The following is a 24,906-nucleotide window of genomic DNA, read 5'->3' on the forward strand; positions in this document are numbered from 1 at the left end:
CTACCTTCTTTACTTCTCGCTGAATCTTGAGGTGAGGGTCTTACTGCCCCCGAATAGCGGGACAAAAAGAAAGCACTCCGCATATATGCGAAGTGCTCTTAACGTATTCCGAAGAATTTTTTCATTTTCGTGAAGACCGATTCTTTTTCATTTTCAAATGGCTGTAATGGTACATTTTCCCCAAGTAAACGTCTTGCAATATTTCGATAAGCAATTGATGCTTTTCCATTTGGTTGCAATGCTACAGGCTCTCCTGTATTCGTTGCTCGAATAACTGCATCATCATCTTCTACAACACCGAGTAACTCGATTGAAAGAGTACGCACAATTTCATCTACATCCAACATATCCTGTTCATGTAGCATATGACTACGCACACGGTTAATAATTAACTTCGGTGGCTCGATATCTTCTTTTTCCAATAGTCCGATAATCCGATCGGCATCACGCATTGAAGATACTTCTGGTGTTGTAACAACAATCGCTTTATCGGCACCTGCCACAGCATTTTTAAAACCTTGTTCAATGCCAGCTGGGCAGTCAATTAATATGTAATCATAGTCTTGACGTAATTGCTGTATTAATTCTTCCATTTGTTCAGGTGTTACCGCTGATTTGTCGCTCGTTTGCGCTGCAGGTAATAAATAGAGTTCATCAAAGCGCTTATCTCTAATAAGAGCTTGGGGTAAACGACAACGCCCTTCAACAACATCAACAAGATCATATATAATGCGGTTTTCCAGCCCCATTACTACGTCTAAATTTCGCAGACCGATATCTGTATCAATTAAACATATTTTTTTCCCAGATAACGCCAAGGCTGTTCCAATGTTTGCAGACGTTGTAGTTTTTCCTACTCCGCCTTTTCCAGATGTAATAACTATTGCCTCTCCCACAGCTATACAATTCCCCTTTCTAACCTTGTTAAATTAGGTCTAAGATGAGTGAGAAGTTGAATGCGATCGACAACAATGTAATTGTTCTCATTAATGTAGGCACATTCTGCCCCTTCCGCCCCGTCTTCTTTCTCTTCAGGAGCGCGCGTTGTTACGTCGCTAATCCGAAGTTGCATTGGATTCATAACAGAAGCTGTAATAACAGCTTCTGCATCCCCGTAATATCCAGCATGTGCAATACCTCGTAATGCTCCAATAATAAAAATATTTCCTCCAGCGATAACCGTCCCGCCTGGATTTACATCTCCAATTAATAATAAATCGCCTTTTACATGCAATATTTGACCTGAACGAACAATCTTTGAAACAGAAACAATCTCTGTTTCTTCTTTCCATGCCAATGCTTGTTCTTTCGTTACAACATCACTCTCAATAGAATCTACAACTAAATTCTTTTTATTGCGAATTAATGTACGCAATTCTTCCTGCTGTCCTTCTGTCACATAACGATTCCCAACTTTGACCTGTACTTCAATTAACGAGCGTCCATCCCCCTCGTAATAATGGGTTGAAAGCTTTTCGTCAAGTTCTTGCAGCAATTCGCGAAATGAACAGGAATCATCAAGATGTAATGCTAAACCATCTTTCGTTCCTTTTATAGTCACATATTGTTGCTTTTTTTCTGTCACCAATGCTCACCCCACCGATTCAATTCGACATAAAATCAGAAAATCCTTTTTTCTTTTTCTTCCATGGCTTCTGAAAGACGTAAAATATATCGTCTCAGTGGGAAACAAAACAGTAGTAAAAAAATTCCGTTTAATAACAACGTTGGAAGAAGACGATCTGTGAAAAAGATATGCGCTGGCATATGAACACGACCAATTAGTGTCAAAAATCCATACACATAATATTCCAGCGCGGCGATGCTCGCTAATACAATACAGAACACAATAAAAAGATTAAGTTGTAAAATTCGCATTGCATGATATACAAGATAAGCTAAAATCGGATAAGCAAATATATACACACCAACTAGCTCTGTATGCACCATATCAAACAAAAATCCAAATAATAGTCCATAGTAAATACCTTGTACAGAATTAAAGTAAATTGTAACAAAGCATAAAACAATCAGAAAAAAATGCGGAGCTGCAATTGTATTCTTCCAAAAAAGACTTGTTGGCACAATGGTGGAAAACATATTCTCAAGTACAAACACGAAAAGAAGTAGAAGAGGAAGAATTGCTTTTTTTATAATCTCCATCTCTTCCCCCTCCTATTTCCCTAAATCCACTGACGGCATAACTCGTTGTGCGACCATAACATTATCTACATCATTTAAATCCGCCGCAGGTTTTACATAAGCTGTTTGTGTTAATCCGTACTCATCTGATGTCACATCGACGATTTGTCCAATAACCAGTCCTTCCGGGAACACCCCGCCGTAGCCAGAAGTTACAACCATTTGATCCTTCTCTACTGGTACACCAGATGGGATTTTTGTAAAGATAAGCTGTTGCTTCTCTTTATCGTATCCTTCAATTAACCCGAAAACACGTTTATCTCCTTGTACAACAGCTGAAATACGATTTGTTCTATTTAATGAGCTTACTAACTCAACTGTTGAAGTGAATTGTGAAACGCTTTTTACTTTTCCGACTAAACCTTTTGATGTAATAACAGCCGCATCTTTTTGAATGCCTTGTTGTGCCCCTTTATCAATTGCAATTAGGTCATACCATTTATCTGGATTGCGAGAAATGACAGTTGCTTGAATTGGATTATAATCACGAAGCGAATCTTTTTTTCCAACAATGTCACGAAGCTCTGCATTTTCTTTCTCTAAGTCTTTCACCTTTACGGACAATTCTGCATACTTGTCCAAGTTTGCTTTTAATTCTTTATTTTCTTCATACGTGCGCTTTACATCTTCTACGTTCTCAAAGAATCCGGCAACATAGTTCGCTGGCTTTTGAAATACACGTTCTACAACTCCTACGGTATCCTTTACAAACTGCTCTGGCCATGTTAAATTTTTCCGTTCTTTCAATGAGATTCCGATCAATGCCACCAGAAGAATAATACTAACTAACAAAACAATTAATCTTTTGTTTAAGAAAAACTGTGGCACGTTCACACCCTCTTAAATTTACTAATTTCTATGCTGAAATAATGGATTTTATCGAGCAGTTTTGAAAAGATGGATATTGTCTAACGCTTTACCTGTTCCAATTGCTACGCAATCTAATGGATTTTCTGCAACAAGAACTGGCATATTTGTTTCTTCACTAATTACTTTATCTATGTTACGAAGCAAAGCACCACCACCTGTTAAAACAATTCCGCGGTCCATAATATCTGCCGCTAATTCTGGCGGAGTTTTTTCTAATGTATTTTTCACAGACTCAAGAATCGCATCTACTGTATCTTTTAAAGCTGATGCAATTTCTTCTGGGCGAATTGTTATCGTTTTTGGTAACCCTGTCACTAAGTCACGACCGCGAATGTCCATTGGTTCAACATCTTCTACTTCACCAGCAGAGCCGATTTCTAATTTTAATGCTTCTGCTGTTCGTTCCCCAATCATTACGTTGTAGCTTTTCTTAACATATTGAATAATTGCATCATCCATTTCATCACCAGCAACACGAACAGATTGGCTTGTTACAATACCACCTAGTGAGATAATTGCAACTTCTGTTGTACCACCACCAATATCAACAACCATACTTCCTGTTGGTTCCCAAACAGGTAAGTTCGCACCAATTGCTGCTGCAAATGGCTCTTCAATTGGATATGCATCACGTGCGCCTGCTTGACGAGTCGCATCAATTACTGCACGTTTTTCAACAGCTGTAATACCAGATGGCACACATACCATTACATAAGGCTTGCGAGAGAAGAAGCCGTTTGATTTTTGTGCTTGTTGAATATAATATTTCATCATTGTTGCTGTTGTTTCATAATCAGCGATAACACCGTCTTTCATCGGACGAAGTGCTACAACATTTCCAGGTGTACGACCAATCATTTGTTTTGCATCGTTACCAACTGCAACAATTTGTTTTGTATCTGTTTGCAAAGCCACAACAGATGGCTCGCGTACAACGACACCTTTCCCTTTTACATATACAAGCGTATTCGCTGTTCCTAAGTCTATTCCAAGGTCACGAGTAAAACCACCAATTCCAAACATATCATGTATCTTCCTTTCTAATTTAACAAAAATACTTTATTTGTTCTTTTAAATACTATTATATTTATATAAAACATAACGTTTTTACATGTTCTTTGTTATAGTGTAGACGAAAGCCTACAAAAAACCCATAACTCACATTATAAAACAAAATAAAGAAAAAAAACAGTCTTAAATATGACCTTTATCTTTTAAACTAACAAATTTATGGTCACCAATAATAATATGATCGAGAATTTCAATCCCGATAATTTTCCCGCATTCTACAAGTCGCTTCGTTACTTCAATATCTTCTCGGCTTGGTGCGGGGTCGCCTGAAGGGTGATTATGAAGGCATATAATAGAGGCAGCAGCGCGGCGGAAAGCTTCCTTGAAAACCTCGCGCGGATGCACAATTGATGCATTCAAACTTCCAATAAATACCGTTTGTCGATGCATCACTTGATTTTTCGTATTTAAATATAGACACACAAAATGTTCTTGTTGTAAAAAACGCATCTCCTCCATCATGTAGCGTGCGCAATCTTCTGGATTACGAATGCTATATCTATTCTGATACTCTAATCGTACCATTCTTCGTCCAAGTTCAAAAGCAGCAATAAGTTGGGATGCTTTTGCCATCCCAACCCCGTGAATGCTTGTCATTTCTTCGATTGTTGCATCTTTTAACATTCGTAATCCATCAAAATGATGCAAAATTCGATTCGCTAATGTTAAAACCGACTCCTCTTTTGAACCCGTTCGAAGTAATATAGCGAGAAGTTCTATGTTTGATAAGCTGCTTGCTCCTTCTAGCAATAAACGTTCCCGTGGTTGATCTTCTTTCACAACGTCACGAATGCAGCTCATACCTCAGCCTCCTTTACATATTAAATTGTTTTAATTCACGTACAACACGTGCAATTGGCAGGCCGACAATCGCATAATAATCACCTTGTATATGATGAACAAAAATAGCGCCTTTTCCTTGTATACCATAGCTACCAGCTTTATCAAGCGGCTCTTTCGTTCGTACATATGCCTTAATTTCTTCTTCTGTTAATTCCCAAAACGTTACTTCTGCACGCTCATAAAATGTCACTGTTTTTTCTTTTGAAATAAGAGCGACTCCTGTATAGACTTCATGTGTTTTCCCTGATAAAAGCTGCAGCATTTCTTTCGCTTCATTCTCATCTACTGGTTTTCCCAAAATACGCGACTCGTACGTAACAATTGTATCAGCACCAAGTACAACACAGTCTTCGTAATTCTTTGCTACAGCAGATGCTTTTTGCAATGCAAGCGACATCACGATATCATGCGGTGATGAATATGCTCCAATTATTTCTTCTACATCGCTAACTACAACGTCAAATGGCATATCCACTAGCTCAAGCAATTCTTTGCGCCTTGGTGAACCGGACGCTAAAATAAGTTTTTTCATACGTTCTCCTTTCGTTTTCCAAATTAGCAGGAAGATACAACATAACCATACTAAATGTATATATTCTCCTCAAATTTTGAAAATATCGTTTTTCTTTAAAAAAATATAAAAGAAAGGAAAGAAGTTTAAACTCTCCTTCCCTTTCTTCAGCTTAAACAGATGATAAGAAAAAATAAAACCATCTTCTGATAAAGTGAAACTTCCATCAGTGGGGGTTTTCTTCATCCCCCACTGATGGTTAGTTGAACCAATCGGGCTTTTACGGGCAGTTATCCCCCACCTACCTTCTTTGCTTCTCTCTCAATCTTGAGGTGGGGGTCTTACTGCCCGTTAATGCGGGATAAAGTGAAACTTCCATTAGTGGGGGATTTTTTCATCCCTCACCTATCTTCTTCGCTTCTCTCTGAATCTTGAGGTGAGGGTCTTACTGCCCGCAAATAGCGGGATAATGAGTTAAACCTTATCTAATTATTATACGTTTTTGTTTTTTGCGAAACTATTTTTTCATAAGAAAGAAAGCTATCTACTAAAACTTGCTGCAATTTTGTCATTGTTGTCACATCTTGTTTTCCCTCTTGTATTGTCTGCACAGCCACTGATGCATACGTAAATATTTTTTTTATATCATCCCGCTTCAATGCCGTTTCCTCTTTTTTTATTGCCTTCCACTCATTTTCAATTTGTTCTATATTTGTTTTATTTATTTTATTTCCAGACTGCATCGCAGCTGCTTGTTGCAGCAATTTTTCATACAATGATTGTAGCTTTTCAAAAAACGATCCGTAGTCTTGATCCTGTTTTAGAAGTGCTTGATCCGCAATCTCCCATTTCTTTTTCATCACTGATATATCTTTTTGTTTATATTGCTCCATCATCTGCATAACAGATTGCTCGTCATGTGCCATTCCAAGAACGAGTAAATATTTATCTCCTGACTGCATAACTGCTCCAGGGATTCCTTTTTCTTGTAACTCCTTTAACGATGCCTGTCCCTTTTCTTTCGTAGAAAATACCCCGCCCTGCACAAAATATATAGTAAGCGGTGATAAAGCTGCTGATGCTGCTTTATTTTCTTCTTTTTTCTCATTTGTTGATTGTTTCGTCTCATTTTTCTCTGTAACATTTGCTACTGGGGCTGTAGTTTCACGAACTGTTTCTTGACCTGTTAACAGATGCAGCATTCCCATTCCAAATCCCGTCCCAATTACAATCGCTGTGGATACTGTCAAAATGAAAGTATTACTCCATCCCTTTTTCCCTTTTTTCATGGAAGATAATACATTTTTTTGAAACGGAACAACATTATTTGTCACTGTATTCTCTGGCAGCACCCACTCAAACTCTTCTTTCTTTTGCTCATGCTCTTTCTTTTCTACATAATTGGCTTCCGTTCCATTCACTTTAATTGAAATTGTTCGCGATTGCTTGTCCATACCCCCACTCCTTACTTCTTATCATTGCCAGCATCGTATCATACTCGTTTCAAAAAAGAACGAGATATTTGTCATAGAGATTCGTCAAATTATCCTATATTGTTATCTTATATGTATGCTTACGTCTTTATTTGTAGAACTAAAAAACTAGACAGTTTATTTCTGTCTAGTTTTTTGCATAACGTATTTACGAGCTTCTGATATGAAATAAAGAGAACCTGTTAATATGAAAACATCCTCTTCTTGCAGAGAAGCCATTGTTGTATCAATCGCTTCCTGCCAATTCTTAAAAATATGTTTCGATTCTCGTTTTGAATAAGCAGCAAGTGCCTCAGCGGAAATTGCACGATCAAACGTAAACGTCGTAAAGATCATTTCATCTGCAATTGTTTCTAGCTGTCTAACCATTTCATCCAATTGTTTATCCCCAAGCGCTGTAAATAAAACAATAATTCGCTTTTCACTATAGTGGGAACGAACAGTTTCTACAAGGCTATACACTCCTTCTGGATTGTGAGCGCCATCAATAATGACATGTGGGTGAGTAGATAGTTGTTCAAAACGTCCAATCCAATATGCCTCAGTTAATCCTTTTCGAATATGCTCCTCATCAATTAAGAACGCCTGATACACTTTTAAGTACGTAATCGCCATAAGCGCAAGTGCAGCATTTTGCACTTGATGCTGGCCTTTCATGGAAATGAAAAGGTCTTCATATGTATGGAATGGAGACGAGAATGTAAATTGTTCACCTTGCTTATCTGCAGAAAGATGTTCCACTTTAAATTGATTCCCAAGTTCATATATGTTAGAACGTTTTTCATTCGTGATAGTACGAATTACTTCTAACGCTCCACCTTGCTGCACACCTGTTATAACAGGAACACCTGATTTCACAATTCCCGCTTTTTCAAATGCGATATCTTCTAGCGTATCTCCTAAAATATGCATATGATCATGACCTATATTTGTAATAATACTCAGTACAGGATGAATGACATTTGTTGAATCAAAACGCCCTCCAAGACCTGTCTCAAATAAAACGATGTCACACGGATTTGTCTTTCCAAAATAATAAAGCGCCATAACAGTAATAATTTCAAATTCTGTCGTTTCGCCTAAATCCGTTTTATCTAACTTTTCCACAACAGGTTTGACTATATTTACGAGATCTGTAATTTCTTGATCTGTAATTGGCATTCCGTTTGTACTAATCCGTTCATTAAACGTTTCGATATACGGTGAGGTAAAGGTTCCTACTTTATACTCTGCCTCCTGTAACATATAGCGCATATATGTGAGAGTAGAACCTTTTCCATTTGTTCCCGCAAGATGAACACATTTTATATGTCGCTCTGGATTTCCAAGTTCCTCTAGCATCCATCGCATGCGTTCTAACCCTGGTTTAATCCCAAATTTTAAACGACTATGAATCCAGTCGATTGCTTCCTCATATGTATGTATCATGTATGTTATTCCCCTTTCAAATCGGCAAAAAAACGAACCAAGACAACAGAGTATCTCAGCTCTATTATACGCAAATAAAAGAGACTCACCAATATAGTGAGTCTCTTTCGAATAACTTTATTTTTGAAGATCAGCTAGACGTTGGCGAACTGCTTCACGTTTTTCTAGATAATCTTGTTCCTTCGCGCGTTCTCCCTCAATAACTGCAGCTGGAGCTTTTGCTACGAATCCTTGATTTGAAAGTTTCTTCTGTACACGCTCTACTTCTTTGTCAAACTTCTCAAGTTCTTTTTCAAGACGTGCTTTTTCTTCTTCAAGGTTAATCAAATCAGCTAATGGTAAGAATAACTCTGCACCTGATACGATTGCAGTCATCGCTTTTTCCGGTGCTTGTAAATCCGTTTGAATTGTTAATTCACTTGGATTACAGAAACGTTCGATGTAAGAGCTATTTTTCGTAAGCTGCGCTAGTACTGCTTCGTCTTTTGCTTTAATTTGCAATTGAACTTTTTTGCTCATTGGCGTATTTACTTCAGCACGAATGTTACGAACAGAGCGAATGATATCAACTAGAAGGTGCATTTCTGCTGCTGCTTCTTTGTCTTGTAAATCTTCACGAACTGTCGGCCATGCCGCTACTGTAATAGATTCGCCTTCATGAGGTAAGTGCTGCCAAATCGTTTCTGTTACGAATGGCATGAATGGATGCAATAGGCGCATCGTTTGATCAAGTACATATGCTAAAACAGAACGAGTTGTTTTCTTCGCTGCTTCATCTTCACTGTATAACGGAAGTTTCGCCATCTCAATGTACCAGTCACAGAAATCATCCCAAATGAAGTTGTATAATGAACGGCCAGCTTCACCAAACTCATATTTATCCATATTACGTGTTACACTTTCGATTGTTTCATTTAAGCGAGTTAAAATCCACTTATCTGCAACTGATTTTTCACCAGTTAAATCGATATCTTCGTATTTCATGTCATCCATGTTCATTAATACGAAGCGTGATGCATTCCAAATTTTATTAATGAAGTTCCAAGTAGATTCTACTTTCTCCATGCTGAAGCGTAAATCTTGGCCTGGTGCACTTCCTGTTGATAAGAAGAAGCGCATTGCATCTGCACCGTACTTATCAATAACATCCATTGGATCAATACCGTTACCAAGAGATTTACTCATTTTACGTCCTTGCTCATCACGAACTAAACCGTGAATTAATACATCTTTAAATGGACGCTCTCCTGTAAACTCTAAACCTTGGAAAATCATACGAGATACCCAGAAGAAGATGATATCATAACCAGTTACTAAAGCATCTGTTGAATAGTAACGTTTGAAGTCTTCTGCATCTTCATTCGGCCAACCAAGTGTTGAGAACGGCCATAATGCTGAGCTAAACCATGTATCAAGTACGTCGTTATCTTGGTTCCAGTTTTCAATATCTACTGGTGCTTCTGTACCTACGTATACTTCACCAGTCTCTTTATGATACCAAGCTGGAATGCGGTGACCCCACCATAATTGACGAGAAATACACCAGTCGTGAATGTTTTCCATCCAGCGTAAGTATGTGTTTTCAAAACGCTCTGGTACGAACGTTACTTTTTCTTCTTCTTTTTGTTGAAGTTCAATCGCTTTTTCTGCAAGTGGTGCCATTTTTACGAACCACTGTGTTGATAAGTAAGGCTCAACAACTGCACCGCTGCGCTCACTATGACCTACTGAGTGCATATGAGGCTCGATTTCTACTAATACGCCAGCTTCTTGTAAATCTTTTACTAACTCTTTACGGCATTCGAAACGATCCATACCATTATACTTACCAGCTTTTTCGTTCATCGTTCCATCTTCGTTCATTACTAAGATGCGTGGTAAGTCATGACGGTTACCTACTTCAAAGTCATTCGGGTCATGAGCTGGTGTAATTTTCACAACACCTGTTCCGAAATCTTTTTCTACGTACTCATCAGCAATAATCGGAATCTCACGGCCAACGATTGGAAGTGTAACTGTTTTTCCGATTAAATGTTTGTAACGATCATCTTCTGGATGAACTGCTACCGCTGTATCACCAAGCATCGTTTCTGGACGAGTTGTTGCAAGACGAATGTGACCAGAACCGTCTGTTAACGGATAGTTCATATGATAGAATGCACCTTGAACCTCTTTATGAATTACTTCAATATCAGAAAGAGCTGTGCGTGTTGCTGGGTCCCAGTTGATGATATACTCACCGCGGTAAATTAAACCTTTTTCGTATAATTGAACGAATACTTTATTAACAGCATCAGATAAACCTTCATCTAATGTGAAACGCTCACGAGAATAATCTAGTCCTAAACCGACTTTCCCCCATTGCTGACGAATGTGAGAAGCGTATTCTTCTTTCCATTCCCACGCTTTTTCAAGGAATTTCTCACGGCCAAGATCGTAACGTGAAATACCTTCTTCACGAAGTTTTCCTTCTACTTTCGCTTGTGTTGCAATACCAGCATGATCCATTCCTGGAAGCCATAATACATCGTAACCTTGCATACGCTTTGTACGAGTTAAAATATCTTGAAGCGTCGTATCCCAAGCATGACCTAAGTGCAGCTTACCAGTTACGTTTGGAGGCGGGATTACAATTGTATACGGTTGTTTCTTTTCATCTCCTGTTGCTTCGAAATATTTGCCTTCAAGCCACCATTGATAACGGCCTTCTTCAACGGACATATGATCATATTTAGTCGGTAAATTCTTTTCCGTGTTTGACATTATTTTCCCTCCTTCAAAATAAAAAAATGTCCCTCATCCAAAAAGGACGAGGGACATCGCGGTACCACCTTTATTTACAAACAAATTCAAAATTTGCTTATACTCTTAATTTGATAACGGACAAATCCGTCTTTTCCTAATGAGATGACTCCGTTCAGAAAAGATGCTCCAGGGCTACCTTCTAACATGACTATCTAGAGAATCTTCCAGCTAATAATTCTCCTCTCTGCAGACGTTTAATGTTATACTCTTCCCCTTCAATGCATTTATATAATTGTTATTTATTATATACAATAGTGTAAAAAACGAAACTACATTCGTCAAGATAAAAATATTTTTCGACTTACATCTACAATTATTAATTCTATTTTCAATCAGCTTAGCCAAGTTTTTTATAACATATGCAAAGAAAATGGAAAAGTGTAGCACAAGCACATTAGACGCTTATCCTGCATAATGTAATATCACATTTATTCTTCTCTTATGATTGCATCCTAGAGGAGTTTCTAATACGGAGGACCATTATGCGACGCTTTCGACGCACGTATAACTTTTCAGCCCCTTCATGGCTAAGAAATATACAAACGATGTTTTCTGACTTTGCAATCCCGCTCACGATTTTCCAAGGCATTCGCACTTTACTTCTCCCTACGTTTTTAGATTTCGTCATACTTGTTATTTTCATAGCAGTAACGGTTCGCTTACATTTTCAGCCGTAACCTCTTCTTGAGGCTACGGCTAATTTTATTCTGCTATTCGCGAACAGTAAGACCTCCACTGATGGAAGTTTCACTTTATGTTAATTTTACTGCGCTTTTTGCGCAGCAGCTTGAAGCTGTGCAACAAAATACTCAATATTACTTATAAGCCAATGCGCTTGTTGAAGCATCGTTACATCATTTAGCTCCTGTGCTCCATTGCGCACATTTCGAGCGTTTATATATGACTGCACTTGCTTTATAAATGTTTTTGGATAAGCTAAATATGCAAACATAAGTAACTTTTCTTCCTTTGTAAACACAAAATTATTTTGATAGATTTGGTACCATTCATATCGATCATTTCTTGCAATTGGATATGTGTTAAAGGAACGTGAATAGAACTGAACGATATCTTGAACTGGGGTAGCAAACTGCGCATCTTCTAAACTAATAAAATAGCCGTTTCGCTGATAATCAAATAAAAAGTGATTCATGGAAACATTGCCATGAATAAATGAAATGCGTGTTTTTTCTTTTTCTTTCATCGCTTCATGCCATTCTGTAAACTGTTTCTTTGCAAATTCATGAGCACGCAGCGCCTGATGAAAGTACGTACAATACTGCAATTCAAACGGAGACATATACCACTTTGCTTCAGATTCAACTAAAAACTTCTCTAATAGGGCTCCATCTTCTTCCCAACGGTTTGAAATAGTATCAAAATGTTCCTGAAGCACTTCTTCCTTCACTTCTTCCTCTCGCATCGTTCTTTTGTGCATCAAAGCAAGTGTTTGAAACATTTTATGATACTGATCATTCTCTTCACCTTGTCCTTCTGCACTTCCTAGCCAAGGCATTAAATAATAACTATATTCACCATCATTGAACACATGACTTCCATCTTTTGCATGATAAATCGGCGCAAAATTCGTAAAGCCCTTTTCCCGTAAAAATTGAACATGATACATAAGATTACTTCGTTCTAATTTCCGAGATGGTAATTTTTTTAACGCATATGGACCTTGGTTCGTATAAATTTTTGTTACATTCCCATATTCCTCAATATGTTCAGGAGCTAATTGATATAGCTGCAAAATAGAAGCATAACGGTCTCGTAATTCCATGTCCATACGAACAACGACCCTTTCTCCAAGAGCATAAAGTGAAACTTCCATCAGTGGGGGGCTTCATCCTCCACTGATGATTAGTTGAACCAATCGGGATTTTACTGCCCAAAAATAGCGGGATAAAAAAGAAAAGAGGTGAGGAAGATTTCTCTTCACTCACTTTGTTTTCACTTTTGGCACTGGTATATACAAAATTTGTCCTGCTGTTAAATAAATATCATCCGTTTGATTTACACGGTGTAAATGCTGTACGGAAGTATCATAACGCTCTGCAACGGATTCAATCGTATCGCCTTCTTGCACAAAATACAATCGCAGCTTTGTAAATTCATCTTCCGGCTGCTTTGCAAATAATTTTGTTAAATATAACGCATTTTCATCTCGCTGTGAGTATGAAATTTCTTCTTGCGCCTCTTCATTGGCAGCTTCCTGTTTTACTTTCGGTTCCTTACGTCCAAAAAACAGCTGCGGTGCGACTTCTTCTTGTTTTTCCTCCTCTTCCTCGACTTCTTGCCCCTCTTCTAGATCAAGCTCTGGTTCTTGACGAGCTTCTAACTGAAATGGCTCAAAGGCATAATCTTCCCACTCATCAGTCTCTACCGCTTCTTCTTCCTCTTCTCTTATTTCTTCTCCATCTTCCTCTTCCTCTTCTTGTATTTCTTCCTCTTCTTGTATTTCTTCCTCTTCGTATATTTCTTCCTCTTCACGCTCTTCATTACACAATCCGTGAATTGAAATATCTGCTAAAAGCTGCAAACAGCCATTGTCCAACAATTCATAATCAAATTCTTCAATATCCACATATAAATCTTCGACTTGCTTCACACGTCCTCTTGGAATAGAAATCTCCAATGGAAACGAATGTACTAATTCATTTATACCATCTTCACGTGTTTCCACATAATCTACAGTGCGAACTGGTGATAATTCTCGCAATGAAAAAACCTCTATTTCTTCCTTTGCAATATATTCTCCTGTTAAATCTAGCTGTCCACATACAACAATTTCATATTCACGTTCCTCTATAACAACATCAGGATCTAACGAAATAGAAAGTAACTCATTGACTTCCTGTCCTTTTTGAAACCAGACAGATTCTTTTAACGAAAACCGTAATGAAGTTTGTTGATCTGCTGCCACTTCGTATTCCCCCTCTCAAACTATATGTCATTACAGGTTTATGTGAGAAACAGAGACTTTATGAATAAAAAAATCGCCCTCACTTGAGAGCGATTTTTGTCCCACATATTTAACAAAATAAAAGAACTAACAAATTATCCTTTTAATTTAGACATAGCCATTTCTGCCGCTGCAATAGTTGCTTCAATATCAGCATCACTATGTGCAGTTGATAAGAACAACCCTTCAAATTGAGAAGGTGGTAAGAATACACCTTGTTCTACCATTTCACGGTAATATGCTGCAAAATATTCTAAATTAGACGTTTTTGCTGTTTCATAGTTAATAACCTTTTCATCTGTAAAGAAAATACCTACCATGGAACCAGCACGATTAATACAATGCGGAATATCATATTTTACAGCTACTTCATGTAAACCTTTTTCAAGTATTTCCGCTTTACGTTCAAATTCTTTATAGCTCTCCGGTGTTAATTGGACAAGCGTTTCATATCCAGCTGTCATCGCTAATGGGTTACCAGATAGTGTACCAGCTTGATAAATCGGTCCACTTGGTGCTACTTGCTTCATAATTTCAGCCTTACCACCATAAGCCCCAACAGGAAGTCCCCCGCCAATTACTTTACCTAAACATGTTAAATCAGGTGTTACACCAAAATATCCTTGTCCACAATTATAAGCTACGCGGAAGCCTGTCATAACTTCATCAAAAATAAGAAGTGCACCGTATTCTGTTGTAACATCACGAAGTCCTTGTAAAAATCCTGGGAGCGGCGGTACAACGCCCATATTTCCAGCTACCGGCTCTACAATGACACACGCAATATCATCACCGAACTGTTCAAAAGCATATTTCACACTCTCTAAATCGTTATACGCAACAGTAATCGTATTTTTCGCAACACCTTCTGGCACACCAGGGCTATCTGGTAAACCAAGCGTAGCAACGCCAGAACCAGCTTTAATTAAAAGGGAATCACCATGCCCATGATAGCAACCTTCAAATTTCAAAATTTTATTACGCCCTGTGTAACCGCGTGCTAAGCGAAGCGCACTCATTGTCGCTTCTGTTCCAGAGTTAACCATACGTACAATTTCAATAGACGGTACACGGTCGATTACAAGCTGTGCTAATTTATTTTCAATTTCTGTTGGCGCGCCGAAGCTTGTCCCTTTTTCTACTACCGCTTTTAACGCCTCAACAACCCGGTCGTTGGAATGTCCATGAATAAGCGGACCCCATGACAATACATAATCAATGTATTCATTTCCATCAATATCATAAACTTTAGAACCTTTTCCACGATCCATAAATAATGGATTCATACCGACAGATTTAAATGCACGCACTGGGCTATTTACACCGCCTGGCATTAAATCTTTTGCCGTTTCAAACGCTTCAATCGATTTATCAAAACTTTTCATTATCGTGCGCTCCCTTCTTGTAACCATCTCGCTGCATCTTTTGCATGATATGTAAGTATTAAGTCTGCTCCGGCACGTTTCATACTTAATAATTTTTCAAGAACAATGTCTTTTTCATTGACCCAGCCATTTTGTGCTGCCGCTTTAATCATTGAGTATTCACCACTCACATTATACGCAACAACTGGAAGATTAAAGTTATTTTTCACATCACGAATAATATCTAAATAGGAAAGTGCTGGCTTCACAATTAAGAAGTCTGCCCCTTCCATCACATCTGACTCAGCTTCGCGGAACGCTTCTAGACGATTCGCTGGGTCCATTTGATATGTTTTACGATCACCAAATTGCGGCGCACCATGTGCAGCATCGCGAAACGGTCCATAAAAGGCAGACGCATATTTTACTGCGTATGACATAACCGGAATATGCGCAAAGCCGTTTTCATCTAACGCATGACGAATAGCCGCTACAAATCCATCCATCATATTAGATGGTGCAATAATATCCGCACCTGCTTTCGCTTGACTTACTGCTGTTTTTGCAAGAACCTCTAACGATTCATCATTTAAAATAATTCCGTCTTCAATTACACCGCAATGGCCATGACTCGTATATTGGCATAAACATGTATCTGCGATTACAACTAATTCTGGGAATTTCTCTTTAATTTGCGTAATTGCTCGCTGTACAATACCATGTTCACAATACGCAGAAGAACCAACTTCATCTTTTTCAGCAGGTATACCGAATACGATAACTGAACGAATACCTAAATCAACAACTTCTTGCATTTCTGCTTGCAGATGGTCTAAAGAAATTTGATATACACCCGGCATAGAAGAAACTTCATTACGTTTGTTTTCTCCTTCTAAAACAAAAATTGGATAAATGAAATCTTCTGTATGTAAATGTGTTTCACGCACAAGAGCACGCATACTTGCACTTTGTCGTAAACGACGATGACGGTTAAATTGTAAAGGATTCATAACTTTCCATCTCCAATTCTTAAAGTTTCACTTTATTATACATTTTTATAATAATATTCTGAAATGCATTGTAACATAGCTTCAATTGTATATTCTTTCGGAATAAGAAGACTTTGAAAATGCTTACGCGCTTCTCGTTCTGTAACGGGGCCTATACAAGCAATTGTACATTCTTTTATCCATTCTCTCCAGTTTTCATCCTCAAGCAATGAGATAAAACTCTGCACAGTCGATGGACTTGTGAAGGTAATCACATCGATTTCTCCTGATTGCAGTGCATCGATAAGGTGCCCCCGCTTTTGTACATAGACGGCAGTTTCATATACAACAAGCTCACGTACGATAGCACCATGACCTCGCAATGCTTCCGGTATCACATCTCTTGCAAGATTTCCTTTTGGCAGTAATACACGCGTCCCGCTTCCTATATAACTCACAAATTCTTCCGCAAATGCTTCAGCTACGAATGCTGTTGGTACAAAATGGACAGTATAGCCGCGTTTCTCTAATTCTTTCTTTGTTTTCACACCAACTGCAGCAATTTTAAGGGTATGTGGTAACGGTTGCTTCATACCATCTAAAAAGAAATTCACACCATTTTTACTTGTGAAAATAATCCAGTCATACGTGATTAATTCATCACGCACTTGTTGAAATTGTTCATACGCGGCTGCTGTTATATGCAAAAGCGGAATTTCTAATGGAATTCCGCCCTGCTTTCGCACTTCGGCACTCATTTGCTTCGCCTGTTGCTTAGCTCTCGTAATTAGCACTGTTTTTCCACAAAGAGAAGGCATATTGCTAGTTTTGCTCCTGATTTGCTAAAGCAATAAGTTCCTTCGCTCCTCGCCCGATTAACAAGTCTGCTGCTTGTTCTCCAACTTCTTGGGAACTTTCACCAATAACAACTTCTTTCAATAAGACAGTTCCATCTGCAGATCCAACGAGAGCTGTTAATTCAATTTGGTCATCTTCTTTCAGCGTTGCATATCCAGCAATCGGCACTTGGCAGCCGCCTTCTAACTTATGAAGGAATACTCGTTCTGCTTCAACTGTTTTCGCTGTTACACTATCATTCAGATGACTTAGTAATTGTAATAAATCAGCATCATCCTCTCGGCATTCAATGGATAACGCACCTTGTCCAACAGCTGGTACACATACCATTTCATCTAAGTATCCTGTAATCACATCATCCGCCCAGCCCATTCGCTTTAGTCCTGCTGCTGCTAAAATAATAGCATCGTAATTTTCTTCTTTTAGCTTACGAAGCCTTGTATCAATATTTCCACGAATCCATTTTATTTGTAAATCCGGGCGCGCTGCTAACAACTGCGCACTACGACGTAAACTGCTTGTACCGATAACGGCTCCTTCTGGTAACTCATCAAACGATTCACCATTTTTAGAAATAAACGCATCACGTGGATCCACACGTTTTGGAATACATCCAATTGTTAATCCCTCAGGAAGTACTGCTGGCATATCTTTCATGCTATGAACAGCCATATCAATTTCTTTTGTAAGCAACGCATGTTCAATCTCTTTTACGAACAATCCTTTTCCGCCTACTTTCGAAAGTGTCACATCTAAAATAACGTCACCTTTCGTTACAATTTCTTTCACTTCAAATTCATATGGCAATCCTAGTGCTTTCAATCGATCGATAAACCAATGTGTTTGCGTTAATGCCAATTTACTTTTTCTTGATCCTACAATAATTTTGCGCATATTTTTCTCTCCTCTATAAGTACCAAAAATGGAAATTCGATAAACTGCTAAATAGAAAAATATTAATTAACATGACGAGAAATGCCCCGATGTTCCAACTTGCAATTTTCTTCCCCTGCAATGTATCTGATCCGCGCAAATAAATACCCGCACAGTACACAAATAAAACAACGAAAGATCCGATTACCTTTGCATCATACCAATGAAAATTATCTAACTTCGTATATCCCCATATACACCCAAGCAAAATAGCTAATAAAAAGAATGGTATAGAAAATAAATTCAAACCGTATGACATAGAATCAAGCTTTGGTAAATTTCCTAAACGCCTTAATCTTGCATTCCATTTTTTTTGTTTTAATAAACGATATTGAATTAAATACATAATGGAAAAAATAAAGGAAACTGTAAATGTTGCATAGGAAATAATCGCCATACCAACATGCACATAGACAAGCTCCGATACCAATTGATTGGCCAACACCGGCGACATTTTTCCAAGCGGAGTAAAAATAGAAACAGCGCTTACACCAAATGCAATCATATTTGTAAAAAAGACTAAAAAATCAATACGCATAAATCGGTTAATAACTAATGATAATGTAATTAATAGCCATACATAGAAATAAATACCCGATAGCAACGTTAAAACAGGATTGATTTTCGCTTCTGTTGCTCGAAGTAACATAAATATAGAATATAATACCCATACAACCGAAAGTAACCAAAAGGCAATCCGATTTGCCTTTCGGTTACTTTGGAAATAATCTATGAAATATAAACTCACGCTGCAGGCATATAAAATAATGGCAATATGATAAATAATGCTATTGTTTAAAACACTCATCCGATTATCCTTTCCATTACAAAGATGGAGCGGATACTGTCCACTTCTCTGTCTGTTTGCATTCTGCTGCGTTTTCTTCTACTACTTCTTTCGCATTTAAATCAAAAATTTTCGCAAATAGAGCAAGTTTTGCTTGTGCATCTTCTTCAGCTGCCAACTCTTTCGCAATTAAAATTGGATCTTTTAACAATTGATTAATAATACTTTTCGTATGCTTACTAATCACTTTTCGCTCACGCTCTGTTAACGTTGGAATTTTTCGTTCAATGCTTTGCATTGTTTCACTTTGAATCGCTAATGCCTTATTACGAAGTTCCGAAATTAACGGCACGACACCAAGCGTATTCATCCATGATTTAAATAGAATCATTTCTTCTTCAATCATAATTTGAATTTTTTCAGCTTCTTTTAATCGCTCGGCACGATTCGCTTCCACAACGCCTTGTAAATCATCAATATCATATAAGAAAACACTTTCTAACGCATCAATTGCTGGGTCAATATCCCGCGGCACCGCAATATCTACCATAAAGAGCGGACGACCAGAGCGCATACTCTCTACTTTGGACATCATTTCTTTCGTAATCACATATTGAGAAGCACCTGTTGAACTAATTACAATATCAGCTTCTAACAATGCACATTGTAACTGATTTAATGGCTTTGCACGTCCCATATATTTTTCTGCCATCGTTTCCGCTTTTGTAAACGTACGATTCATAACAGTTACTTTATGAGCACCGCTTCCGTATAAATTTTGCAATGCTAATTCGCCCATTTTCCCCGCACCTAGAATAAGAACATGGCAATCTTTCAAATCACCAAAAATTTTCTTTCCAAGTTCAACAGCTGCATAACTTACTGACATAGCATTGCCGCCAATTGTTGTTTCAGAATGGGCACGTTTTGCTAGTGTAACGACTTGTTTAAACAATTCATTAAATATCGTTCCTGTCGTTTTTACTTCCTGTGCTAGTAAAAAGCTATTACGAATTTGACCTAAAATTTGTGTTTCTCCAACTACCATTGAATCTAACCCACTTGTTACACGGAATAAGTGATTGGTAGCACCATCTTGTTCAAATATAGACAAATATGGTGAAATTTCTTCTATTTCAAGCTGAAACCAATCAGCCATAAATTTCTTAATATAATAGCGTCCTGTGTGTAACTGATCTACCACAGCATAGATTTCCGTTCGATTGCATGTTGATACAATGACATTTTCTAATACACTTTTTTGTTTTTGTAACGTTGTCATTGCTTGCTCTAACTCTGCTGCCTGGAACGTTAGTTTCTCACGAATTTCTACAGGGGCTGTTCGATAGTTAACACCAACAACAAGAATATGCACGCAGCATGTCCCCCTTCAACCGATTTTTCATCTTATCTACTATCATAATACAACTTTCCTCTTTTAAATCTGACAATCATGTGAACATCGTCTCATTTTATCCCGCATTAACGGGCAGCAAGCCCCCCACTGATGGAAGTTTCACTTTATCCCTTACTTAACTGACAGTAAAACATTCACTGGAATAAGTAAAGAATGAAAGGAAAAAAGGTGAGAAAAACTTTTCATAAAAGCCGATGTATACAACTAACCATCGGTGAAGAATACAAAAATCCTATTTTCCGTTCAAAAGGACAGTAAAAATCCTCCCTCATCTAGAGAAGAGATATTTCACTTTAAAATAATTATAAAATAATAACTCTATCTGTACGTTATCAAAAAAAATTGTCGGAATCAAGTAATGGAAACTATTCCATACATGCTGAAAGACTATCTTTTACTAGCTTCTTTCAATTGAAAGAAAATATGTATGATTATTCCAAATGATTGATTTTCTTTTTGTTTGACATCTTATTGGGTTTATTTTATATTAATTTTATAAAATTAAATTGTTCACAATTTAAAAAGGAGGGATACTCATGCACGAGAATCCTTTACATCTAGATAATCAACTTTGTTTTTCTATTTATGCTTGTTCTAGAGAAGTTACACGTTTTTATCGTCCTTATTTAGAAGAAATGGGCATTACGTATCCGCAGTACATTACTTTGTTAGTATTGTGGGAACAAGACGGAATAACAGTAAAAGAAATTGGTGAACGATTATTTTTAGATTCCGGAACATTAACGCCTATGTTAAAAAGAATGGAAGGGTTACAACTTGTTAAGCGTATTCGTTCAAAGGAAGATGAACGAAAAGTATGTATTGAACTAACAGAGCAAGGATCTGCTTTAAAGAAAAAAGCATGTTCATTGCCACAAACAATGGCATCACATTTAGGAATTACAACTGAAGATTATACAACTTTATTAATTCAATTAAACAAATTAATTGAAACAATGAAAACAATAAATGATAGAAAAGAGGAATAAACATGGAAGCATTATATACTGCTACTGTAAAAGCAACAGGTGGACGAAACGGAAAAGTAATCTCTGAAGATGGTGTATTAAACCTTGATGTAAAAATGCCCAAAGCATTAGGCGGTATGGGCGGGGAAGCAACAAACCCTGAACAATTATTTGCAGCAGGTTATGCAGCTTGCTTTGATAGTGCATTACAGCTTGTCATTCGTACGAAACGCGTAAAAGCAGAAAGTACGGAAGTAACGGCTCACGTAGCAATTGGCAAAGATACAGATGGGGGATTCGGATTAGCTGTCACATTAGATGTGCGCGTAGCTGGTGTATCTCACGAAGAAGCAACACAATTAGTAGAAGCTGCACACGGGGTATGTCCATACTCTAAAGCAACAAGAGGGAATATTGAAGTTACATTAAACGTACTATAATACACAAAAAACGTGTGACGAATGTCACACGTTTTTTGTATTTGTAAACTTATGAATCGCTTTCCACGCTTCTTCTTTCCCAAGACCTGTTTCTGAAGAGAATAATACAACTTCATCTTCTGGTTCTACATCAAGCGTTTCTTTTACAACTTTTAAGTGCTTTTGCCATTTTCCCTTTGGAATTTTATCGGCTTTTGTTGCAATAATGATTGTTGGAATTTCATAATGCTTTAAGAAATCATACATCATCACATCGTCACTTGTCGGCTTGTGACGTAAATCAATAACAAGAACAGCTGCATCTAGCTGCTTTCTTGTTGTGAAATACGTTTCGATCATCTTACCCCATGCTGCTCGTTCTGACTTCGATACTTTCGCATATCCATAACCTGGTACATCCACAAAATGCATCATGTCATTAATAATGAAAAAGTTTAGTGTTTGCGTTTTTCCTGGTTTAGAAGAAATGCGCACTAATTTTTTTCGGTTTAAAATTTTATTAATAAAGGATGACTTTCCAACATTGGAACGACCTGCTAATGCGATTTCTGGTAAATCACCATCAGGGTATTGTTCTGGTTTGACTGCACTAATGACAATCTCCGCTTTTGTTACTTTCATTTTTTCACTCCTACTAATGCGTGCTCTAGTACCTCATCTAAATGAGAAACTGGCACAAACGTAAGGTTTTCCTTTACGCTTTCTGGAATATCGTCTAAATCTCTCTCATTTTCTGCAGGTAAAATAATTTTCGTTAATCCTGCACGATGCGCACTTAACGTTTTCTCTTTCAATCCACCAATTGGTAACACACGGCCACGAAGTGTAATTTCACCTGTCATTCCTACTTCTTTACTAACAGGAATTCCTGTTAATGCTGAAATAAGAGCCGTCGCTATCGTAATGCCCGCTGATGGTCCGTCTTTCGGTACAGCACCTTCGGGAACATGAATATGGATATCATGTTTTTCATGAAAATTAGGGTCAATATGCAATTCTTCTGCACGCGAACGAATATAACTAAATGCCGCTTGTGCAGATTCCTTCATTACATCCCCAAGTTTCCCTGTTAAAATTAACTTCCCTTTACCCGGAGATACTGATACCTCTATTGCAAGCGTATCTCCTCCAGCTGATGTATACGCTAAACCTGTTGCCATACCTACTTGATCTTTCGTTTCAGCTTGACCATAACGATATACACGCTTTCCAAGCAACTCTGTAATATTCTTTTCCGTTACAACAACGCGCTTACGCTCTTCTGTTACAACAATCTTTGCTGCTTTTCGGCAAAGCTTTGCAAGCTGACGCTCTAACGTACGAACACCTGCTTCACGTGTATAGTAACGGATAATTTCAAGAAGCGCTTCATCACGTACTTGTAAATTTCCTTTTTTCAAGCCATGTTCCTTCAATTGTTTCGGAAGCAAATGCTCACGGGCAATATGTACTTTTTCAAGTTCTGTATAACCAGCAATTGAAATAATCTCCATACGATCTAGAAGTGGACCTGGAATGCTTGCCAGCGTATTAGCTGTTGCAATAAACATAACTTTCGATAAATCATATGGCTCTTCGATGTAATGATCACTAAAGTTATGATTTTGTTCTGGATCTAATACCTCTAATAATGCTGCTGAAGGATCTCCTCGAAAATCATTCGACATTTTATCAATCTCATCTAATAAAAAGACCGGATTGATTGTCTTTGCCTTTTTCATTCCTTGAATAATACGACCTGGCATCGCACCGACATACGTACGACGATGGCCACGAATCTCAGACTCATCACGGACACCGCCAAGTGAAACACGAACAAAATTACGATTTAATGATGTCGCAATCGATTTAGCTAACGATGTTTTCCCAACCCCTGGAGGACCGACTAAACAAAGAATAGGTCCTTTTAATGAATTCGTCAGCTTTTGCACTGCTAAATATTCAAGTACTCGCTCTTTTACTTTTTCAAGCCCATAATGCTCTTCATTTAAAATTTTTTCAGCGCGCATAAGATCTATACGATCTTCTGTTGCCTCAGTCCAAGGAAGAGATAATAACCAATCAATATAATTGCGAATCACACCGCTCTCTGCTGAACTTGCCGGCAATTTCTCATAACGATCTAGCTCTTTTAAAGCTGCCTGCTGCGTTTCTTCTGGCATTCCTGATTCTTCAATCTTTTCACGAAGCTCTTCTACTTCGCCGCCTTTTCCTTCTTTATCACCAAGTTCTTTTTGAATAGCTTTCATTTGCTCACGTAAGAAGTACTCTTTTTGTGTACGCTCCATAGAACGCTTCACTTGCTGACCAATTTTCTTTTCTAAGTTCAATAACTCTTTTTCATCTTGAATAAAAGAAATAAGTGTATGTAATCGTTCTTTCACCGCAGTGATTTCTAAAATCTGTTGCTTTTGCTTCATTTTGAGAGGCAAATGAGATGATACGAGATCAGCTAATCGACCTGGTTCATCAACATCAACAACTGTTGCAAAAGTTTCATCTGAAACCTTCTTAGACAGCTTAATATATTGCTCAAAATACTCAATTAATGTACGCATGAGTGCTTTTTCTTCTAAATCGCCCTCTTCTTCTTCCATTAATGTACGGACATTAGCTGTAATTACATCATCTTCTTCGATGAACTCTGTCATTTCTACTCTATGTAAACCTTCTACAAGGATACGCATCGTCCCGTTTGGCAATTTGAGCATTTGCTTTATTTTTGCTAACGTACCTACTTTATAAATATCATCTTCTTTCGGATCATCGATATTCACGTCTTTTTGCATCGCTAAAAAAATTATATTTTCATCTACAGCCGCCTGCTCGAGCGCTTGTATCGATTTATCACGTCCTACATCAAGATGCAGAACCATCGTCGGATATACGAGAACGCCTCTTAATGGTAGGAGGGGCACGATTCTTTCGTTCGCATTCATATTAGACATAGCACCTCCATAAA

23 protein-coding genes and 1 other annotated feature are annotated in these 24,906 nt (G+C 37.8%); of the genes, 3 read left to right on the forward strand and 20 right to left on the reverse strand.

Annotated elements, in window-relative coordinates; translation table 11 throughout:
* Nucleotides 1–98: 98 nt before the first annotated feature.
* From minD to NKR74_RS18860, 10 genes are all read right to left on the reverse strand, one after another.
* Entirely contained in the window at nucleotides 99–896 is a 798-nt protein-coding gene (gene minD / locus NKR74_RS18815) for a septum site-determining protein MinD (RefSeq protein ID WP_098305073.1), read from the reverse strand.
* 2 nt (nucleotides 897–898) lie between these two features.
* Nucleotides 899–1,585, reverse strand: coding sequence for a septum site-determining protein MinC (gene minC, locus NKR74_RS18820; protein ID WP_098305075.1), 687 nt, complete (start codon nucleotides 1,583–1,585; stop codon nucleotides 899–901).
* Between the two features lie 35 nt (nucleotides 1,586–1,620).
* Nucleotides 1,621–2,163, reverse strand: coding sequence for a rod shape-determining protein MreD (gene mreD / locus NKR74_RS18825; RefSeq protein ID WP_230573847.1), 543 nt, complete (start codon nucleotides 2,161–2,163; stop codon nucleotides 1,621–1,623).
* Between the two features lie 12 nt (nucleotides 2,164–2,175).
* Nucleotides 2,176–3,030, reverse strand: coding sequence for a rod shape-determining protein MreC (gene mreC / locus NKR74_RS18830; protein ID WP_098305079.1), 855 nt, complete (start codon nucleotides 3,028–3,030; stop codon nucleotides 2,176–2,178).
* Between the two features lie 48 nt (nucleotides 3,031–3,078).
* Entirely contained in the window at nucleotides 3,079–4,095 is a 1,017-nt protein-coding gene (locus tag NKR74_RS18835; protein ID WP_098305081.1) for a rod shape-determining protein, read from the reverse strand.
* A gap of 171 nt (nucleotides 4,096–4,266) precedes the next feature.
* Nucleotides 4,267–4,944 carry a RadC family protein gene (radC, locus tag NKR74_RS18840; protein ID WP_253630502.1) on the reverse strand — a complete coding sequence of 226 codons (678 nt, stop codon included), beginning with the start codon at nucleotides 4,942–4,944 and terminating at the stop codon, nucleotides 4,267–4,269.
* Between the two features lie 13 nt (nucleotides 4,945–4,957).
* On the reverse strand, nucleotides 4,958–5,518 hold the full coding sequence (locus tag NKR74_RS18845; protein WP_098305085.1) for a Maf family protein: 561 nt from the start codon (nucleotides 5,516–5,518) through the stop codon (nucleotides 4,958–4,960).
* A 464-nt stretch (nucleotides 5,519–5,982) separates the two neighbouring features.
* A complete protein-coding gene (locus tag NKR74_RS18850; RefSeq protein ID WP_253630503.1) occupies nucleotides 5,983–6,951 on the reverse strand; it encodes a stage II sporulation protein B in 969 nt (322 codons plus the stop codon).
* Between the two features lie 156 nt (nucleotides 6,952–7,107).
* Complete coding sequence (locus NKR74_RS18855; protein WP_253630504.1) at nucleotides 7,108–8,418, reverse strand: bifunctional folylpolyglutamate synthase/dihydrofolate synthase; 1,311 nt, start codon at nucleotides 8,416–8,418, stop codon at nucleotides 7,108–7,110.
* A gap of 117 nt (nucleotides 8,419–8,535) precedes the next feature.
* On the reverse strand, nucleotides 8,536–11,181 hold the full coding sequence (locus tag NKR74_RS18860; RefSeq protein ID WP_098305091.1) for a valine--tRNA ligase: 2,646 nt from the start codon (nucleotides 11,179–11,181) through the stop codon (nucleotides 8,536–8,538).
* A 39-nt stretch (nucleotides 11,182–11,220) separates the two neighbouring features.
* Nucleotides 11,221–11,451 (reverse strand) — a binding site (T-box leader).
* Nucleotides 11,452–11,705: 254 nt separating this feature from the next.
* On the opposite strand from NKR74_RS18860, the gene NKR74_RS18865 reads away from it, so the two are divergent.
* Nucleotides 11,706–11,900 carry a hypothetical protein gene (locus tag NKR74_RS18865; RefSeq protein WP_098305093.1) on the forward strand — a complete coding sequence of 65 codons (195 nt, stop codon included), beginning with the start codon at nucleotides 11,706–11,708 and terminating at the stop codon, nucleotides 11,898–11,900.
* 86 nt (nucleotides 11,901–11,986) lie between these two features.
* Here the strand turns inward: NKR74_RS18865 and ysxE are convergent, their stop codons facing one another.
* From ysxE to hemA, 8 genes are all read right to left on the reverse strand, one after another.
* Entirely contained in the window at nucleotides 11,987–13,012 is a 1,026-nt protein-coding gene (ysxE, locus tag NKR74_RS18870) for a spore coat protein YsxE (protein WP_253631182.1), read from the reverse strand.
* A gap of 153 nt (nucleotides 13,013–13,165) precedes the next feature.
* Nucleotides 13,166–14,149, reverse strand: coding sequence for a stage VI sporulation protein D (gene spoVID / locus NKR74_RS18875; protein WP_253630505.1), 984 nt, complete (start codon nucleotides 14,147–14,149; stop codon nucleotides 13,166–13,168).
* Nucleotides 14,150–14,283: 134 nt separating this feature from the next.
* A complete protein-coding gene (gene hemL / locus NKR74_RS18880) occupies nucleotides 14,284–15,573 on the reverse strand; it encodes a glutamate-1-semialdehyde 2,1-aminomutase (protein WP_253630506.1) in 1,290 nt (429 codons plus the stop codon).
* Entirely contained in the window at nucleotides 15,573–16,562 is a 990-nt protein-coding gene (gene hemB, locus NKR74_RS18885; protein WP_253630507.1) for a porphobilinogen synthase, read from the reverse strand. Before hemB ends, hemL begins: the two co-directional genes overlap by 1 nt.
* Nucleotides 16,563–16,597: 35 nt before the next feature.
* Nucleotides 16,598–17,359, reverse strand: a complete 762-nt coding sequence (locus NKR74_RS18890) for a uroporphyrinogen-III synthase (protein WP_253630508.1) — start codon at nucleotides 17,357–17,359, stop codon at nucleotides 16,598–16,600.
* Between the two features lie 4 nt (nucleotides 17,360–17,363).
* Entirely contained in the window at nucleotides 17,364–18,293 is a 930-nt protein-coding gene (gene hemC / locus NKR74_RS18895) for a hydroxymethylbilane synthase (RefSeq protein ID WP_253630509.1), read from the reverse strand.
* A gap of 13 nt (nucleotides 18,294–18,306) precedes the next feature.
* Complete coding sequence (locus NKR74_RS18900; protein WP_253630510.1) at nucleotides 18,307–19,140, reverse strand: cytochrome c biogenesis protein; 834 nt, start codon at nucleotides 19,138–19,140, stop codon at nucleotides 18,307–18,309.
* A 16-nt stretch (nucleotides 19,141–19,156) separates the two neighbouring features.
* Nucleotides 19,157–20,494 (reverse strand): glutamyl-tRNA reductase, encoded by a 1,338-nt coding sequence (hemA, locus tag NKR74_RS18905; RefSeq protein WP_253630511.1) that lies wholly within the window; start codon nucleotides 20,492–20,494, stop codon nucleotides 19,157–19,159.
* A 578-nt stretch (nucleotides 20,495–21,072) separates the two neighbouring features.
* On the opposite strand from hemA, the gene NKR74_RS18910 reads away from it, so the two are divergent.
* Together NKR74_RS18910 and NKR74_RS18915 are read left to right on the forward strand one after the other, a co-directional pair.
* Nucleotides 21,073–21,525: a MarR family winged helix-turn-helix transcriptional regulator gene (locus NKR74_RS18910; protein WP_253630512.1), complete on the forward strand. Its 453-nt coding sequence runs from the start codon at nucleotides 21,073–21,075 to the stop codon at nucleotides 21,523–21,525.
* Nucleotides 21,526–21,527: 2 nt separating this feature from the next.
* Nucleotides 21,528–21,944, forward strand: coding sequence for an organic hydroperoxide resistance protein (locus NKR74_RS18915; RefSeq protein ID WP_253630513.1), 417 nt, complete (start codon nucleotides 21,528–21,530; stop codon nucleotides 21,942–21,944).
* 24 nt (nucleotides 21,945–21,968) lie between these two features.
* Here the strand turns inward: NKR74_RS18915 and yihA are convergent, their stop codons facing one another.
* Together yihA and lon are read right to left on the reverse strand one after the other, a co-directional pair.
* Nucleotides 21,969–22,565, reverse strand: coding sequence for a ribosome biogenesis GTP-binding protein YihA/YsxC (gene yihA, locus NKR74_RS18920; protein WP_253630514.1), 597 nt, complete (start codon nucleotides 22,563–22,565; stop codon nucleotides 21,969–21,971).
* Nucleotides 22,562–24,892: an endopeptidase La gene (lon, locus tag NKR74_RS18925; protein WP_098305115.1), complete on the reverse strand. Its 2,331-nt coding sequence runs from the start codon at nucleotides 24,890–24,892 to the stop codon at nucleotides 22,562–22,564. Before lon ends, yihA begins: the two co-directional genes overlap by 4 nt.
* Nucleotides 24,893–24,906: the final 14 nt, after the last annotated feature.

Origin of the sequence: Bacillus sp. 3103sda1 (genome assembly GCF_024159135.1) — a bacterium.
GTDB classification, from domain to species: Bacteria; Bacillota; Bacilli; order Bacillales; family Bacillaceae_G; genus Bacillus_A; species Bacillus_A rhizoplanae.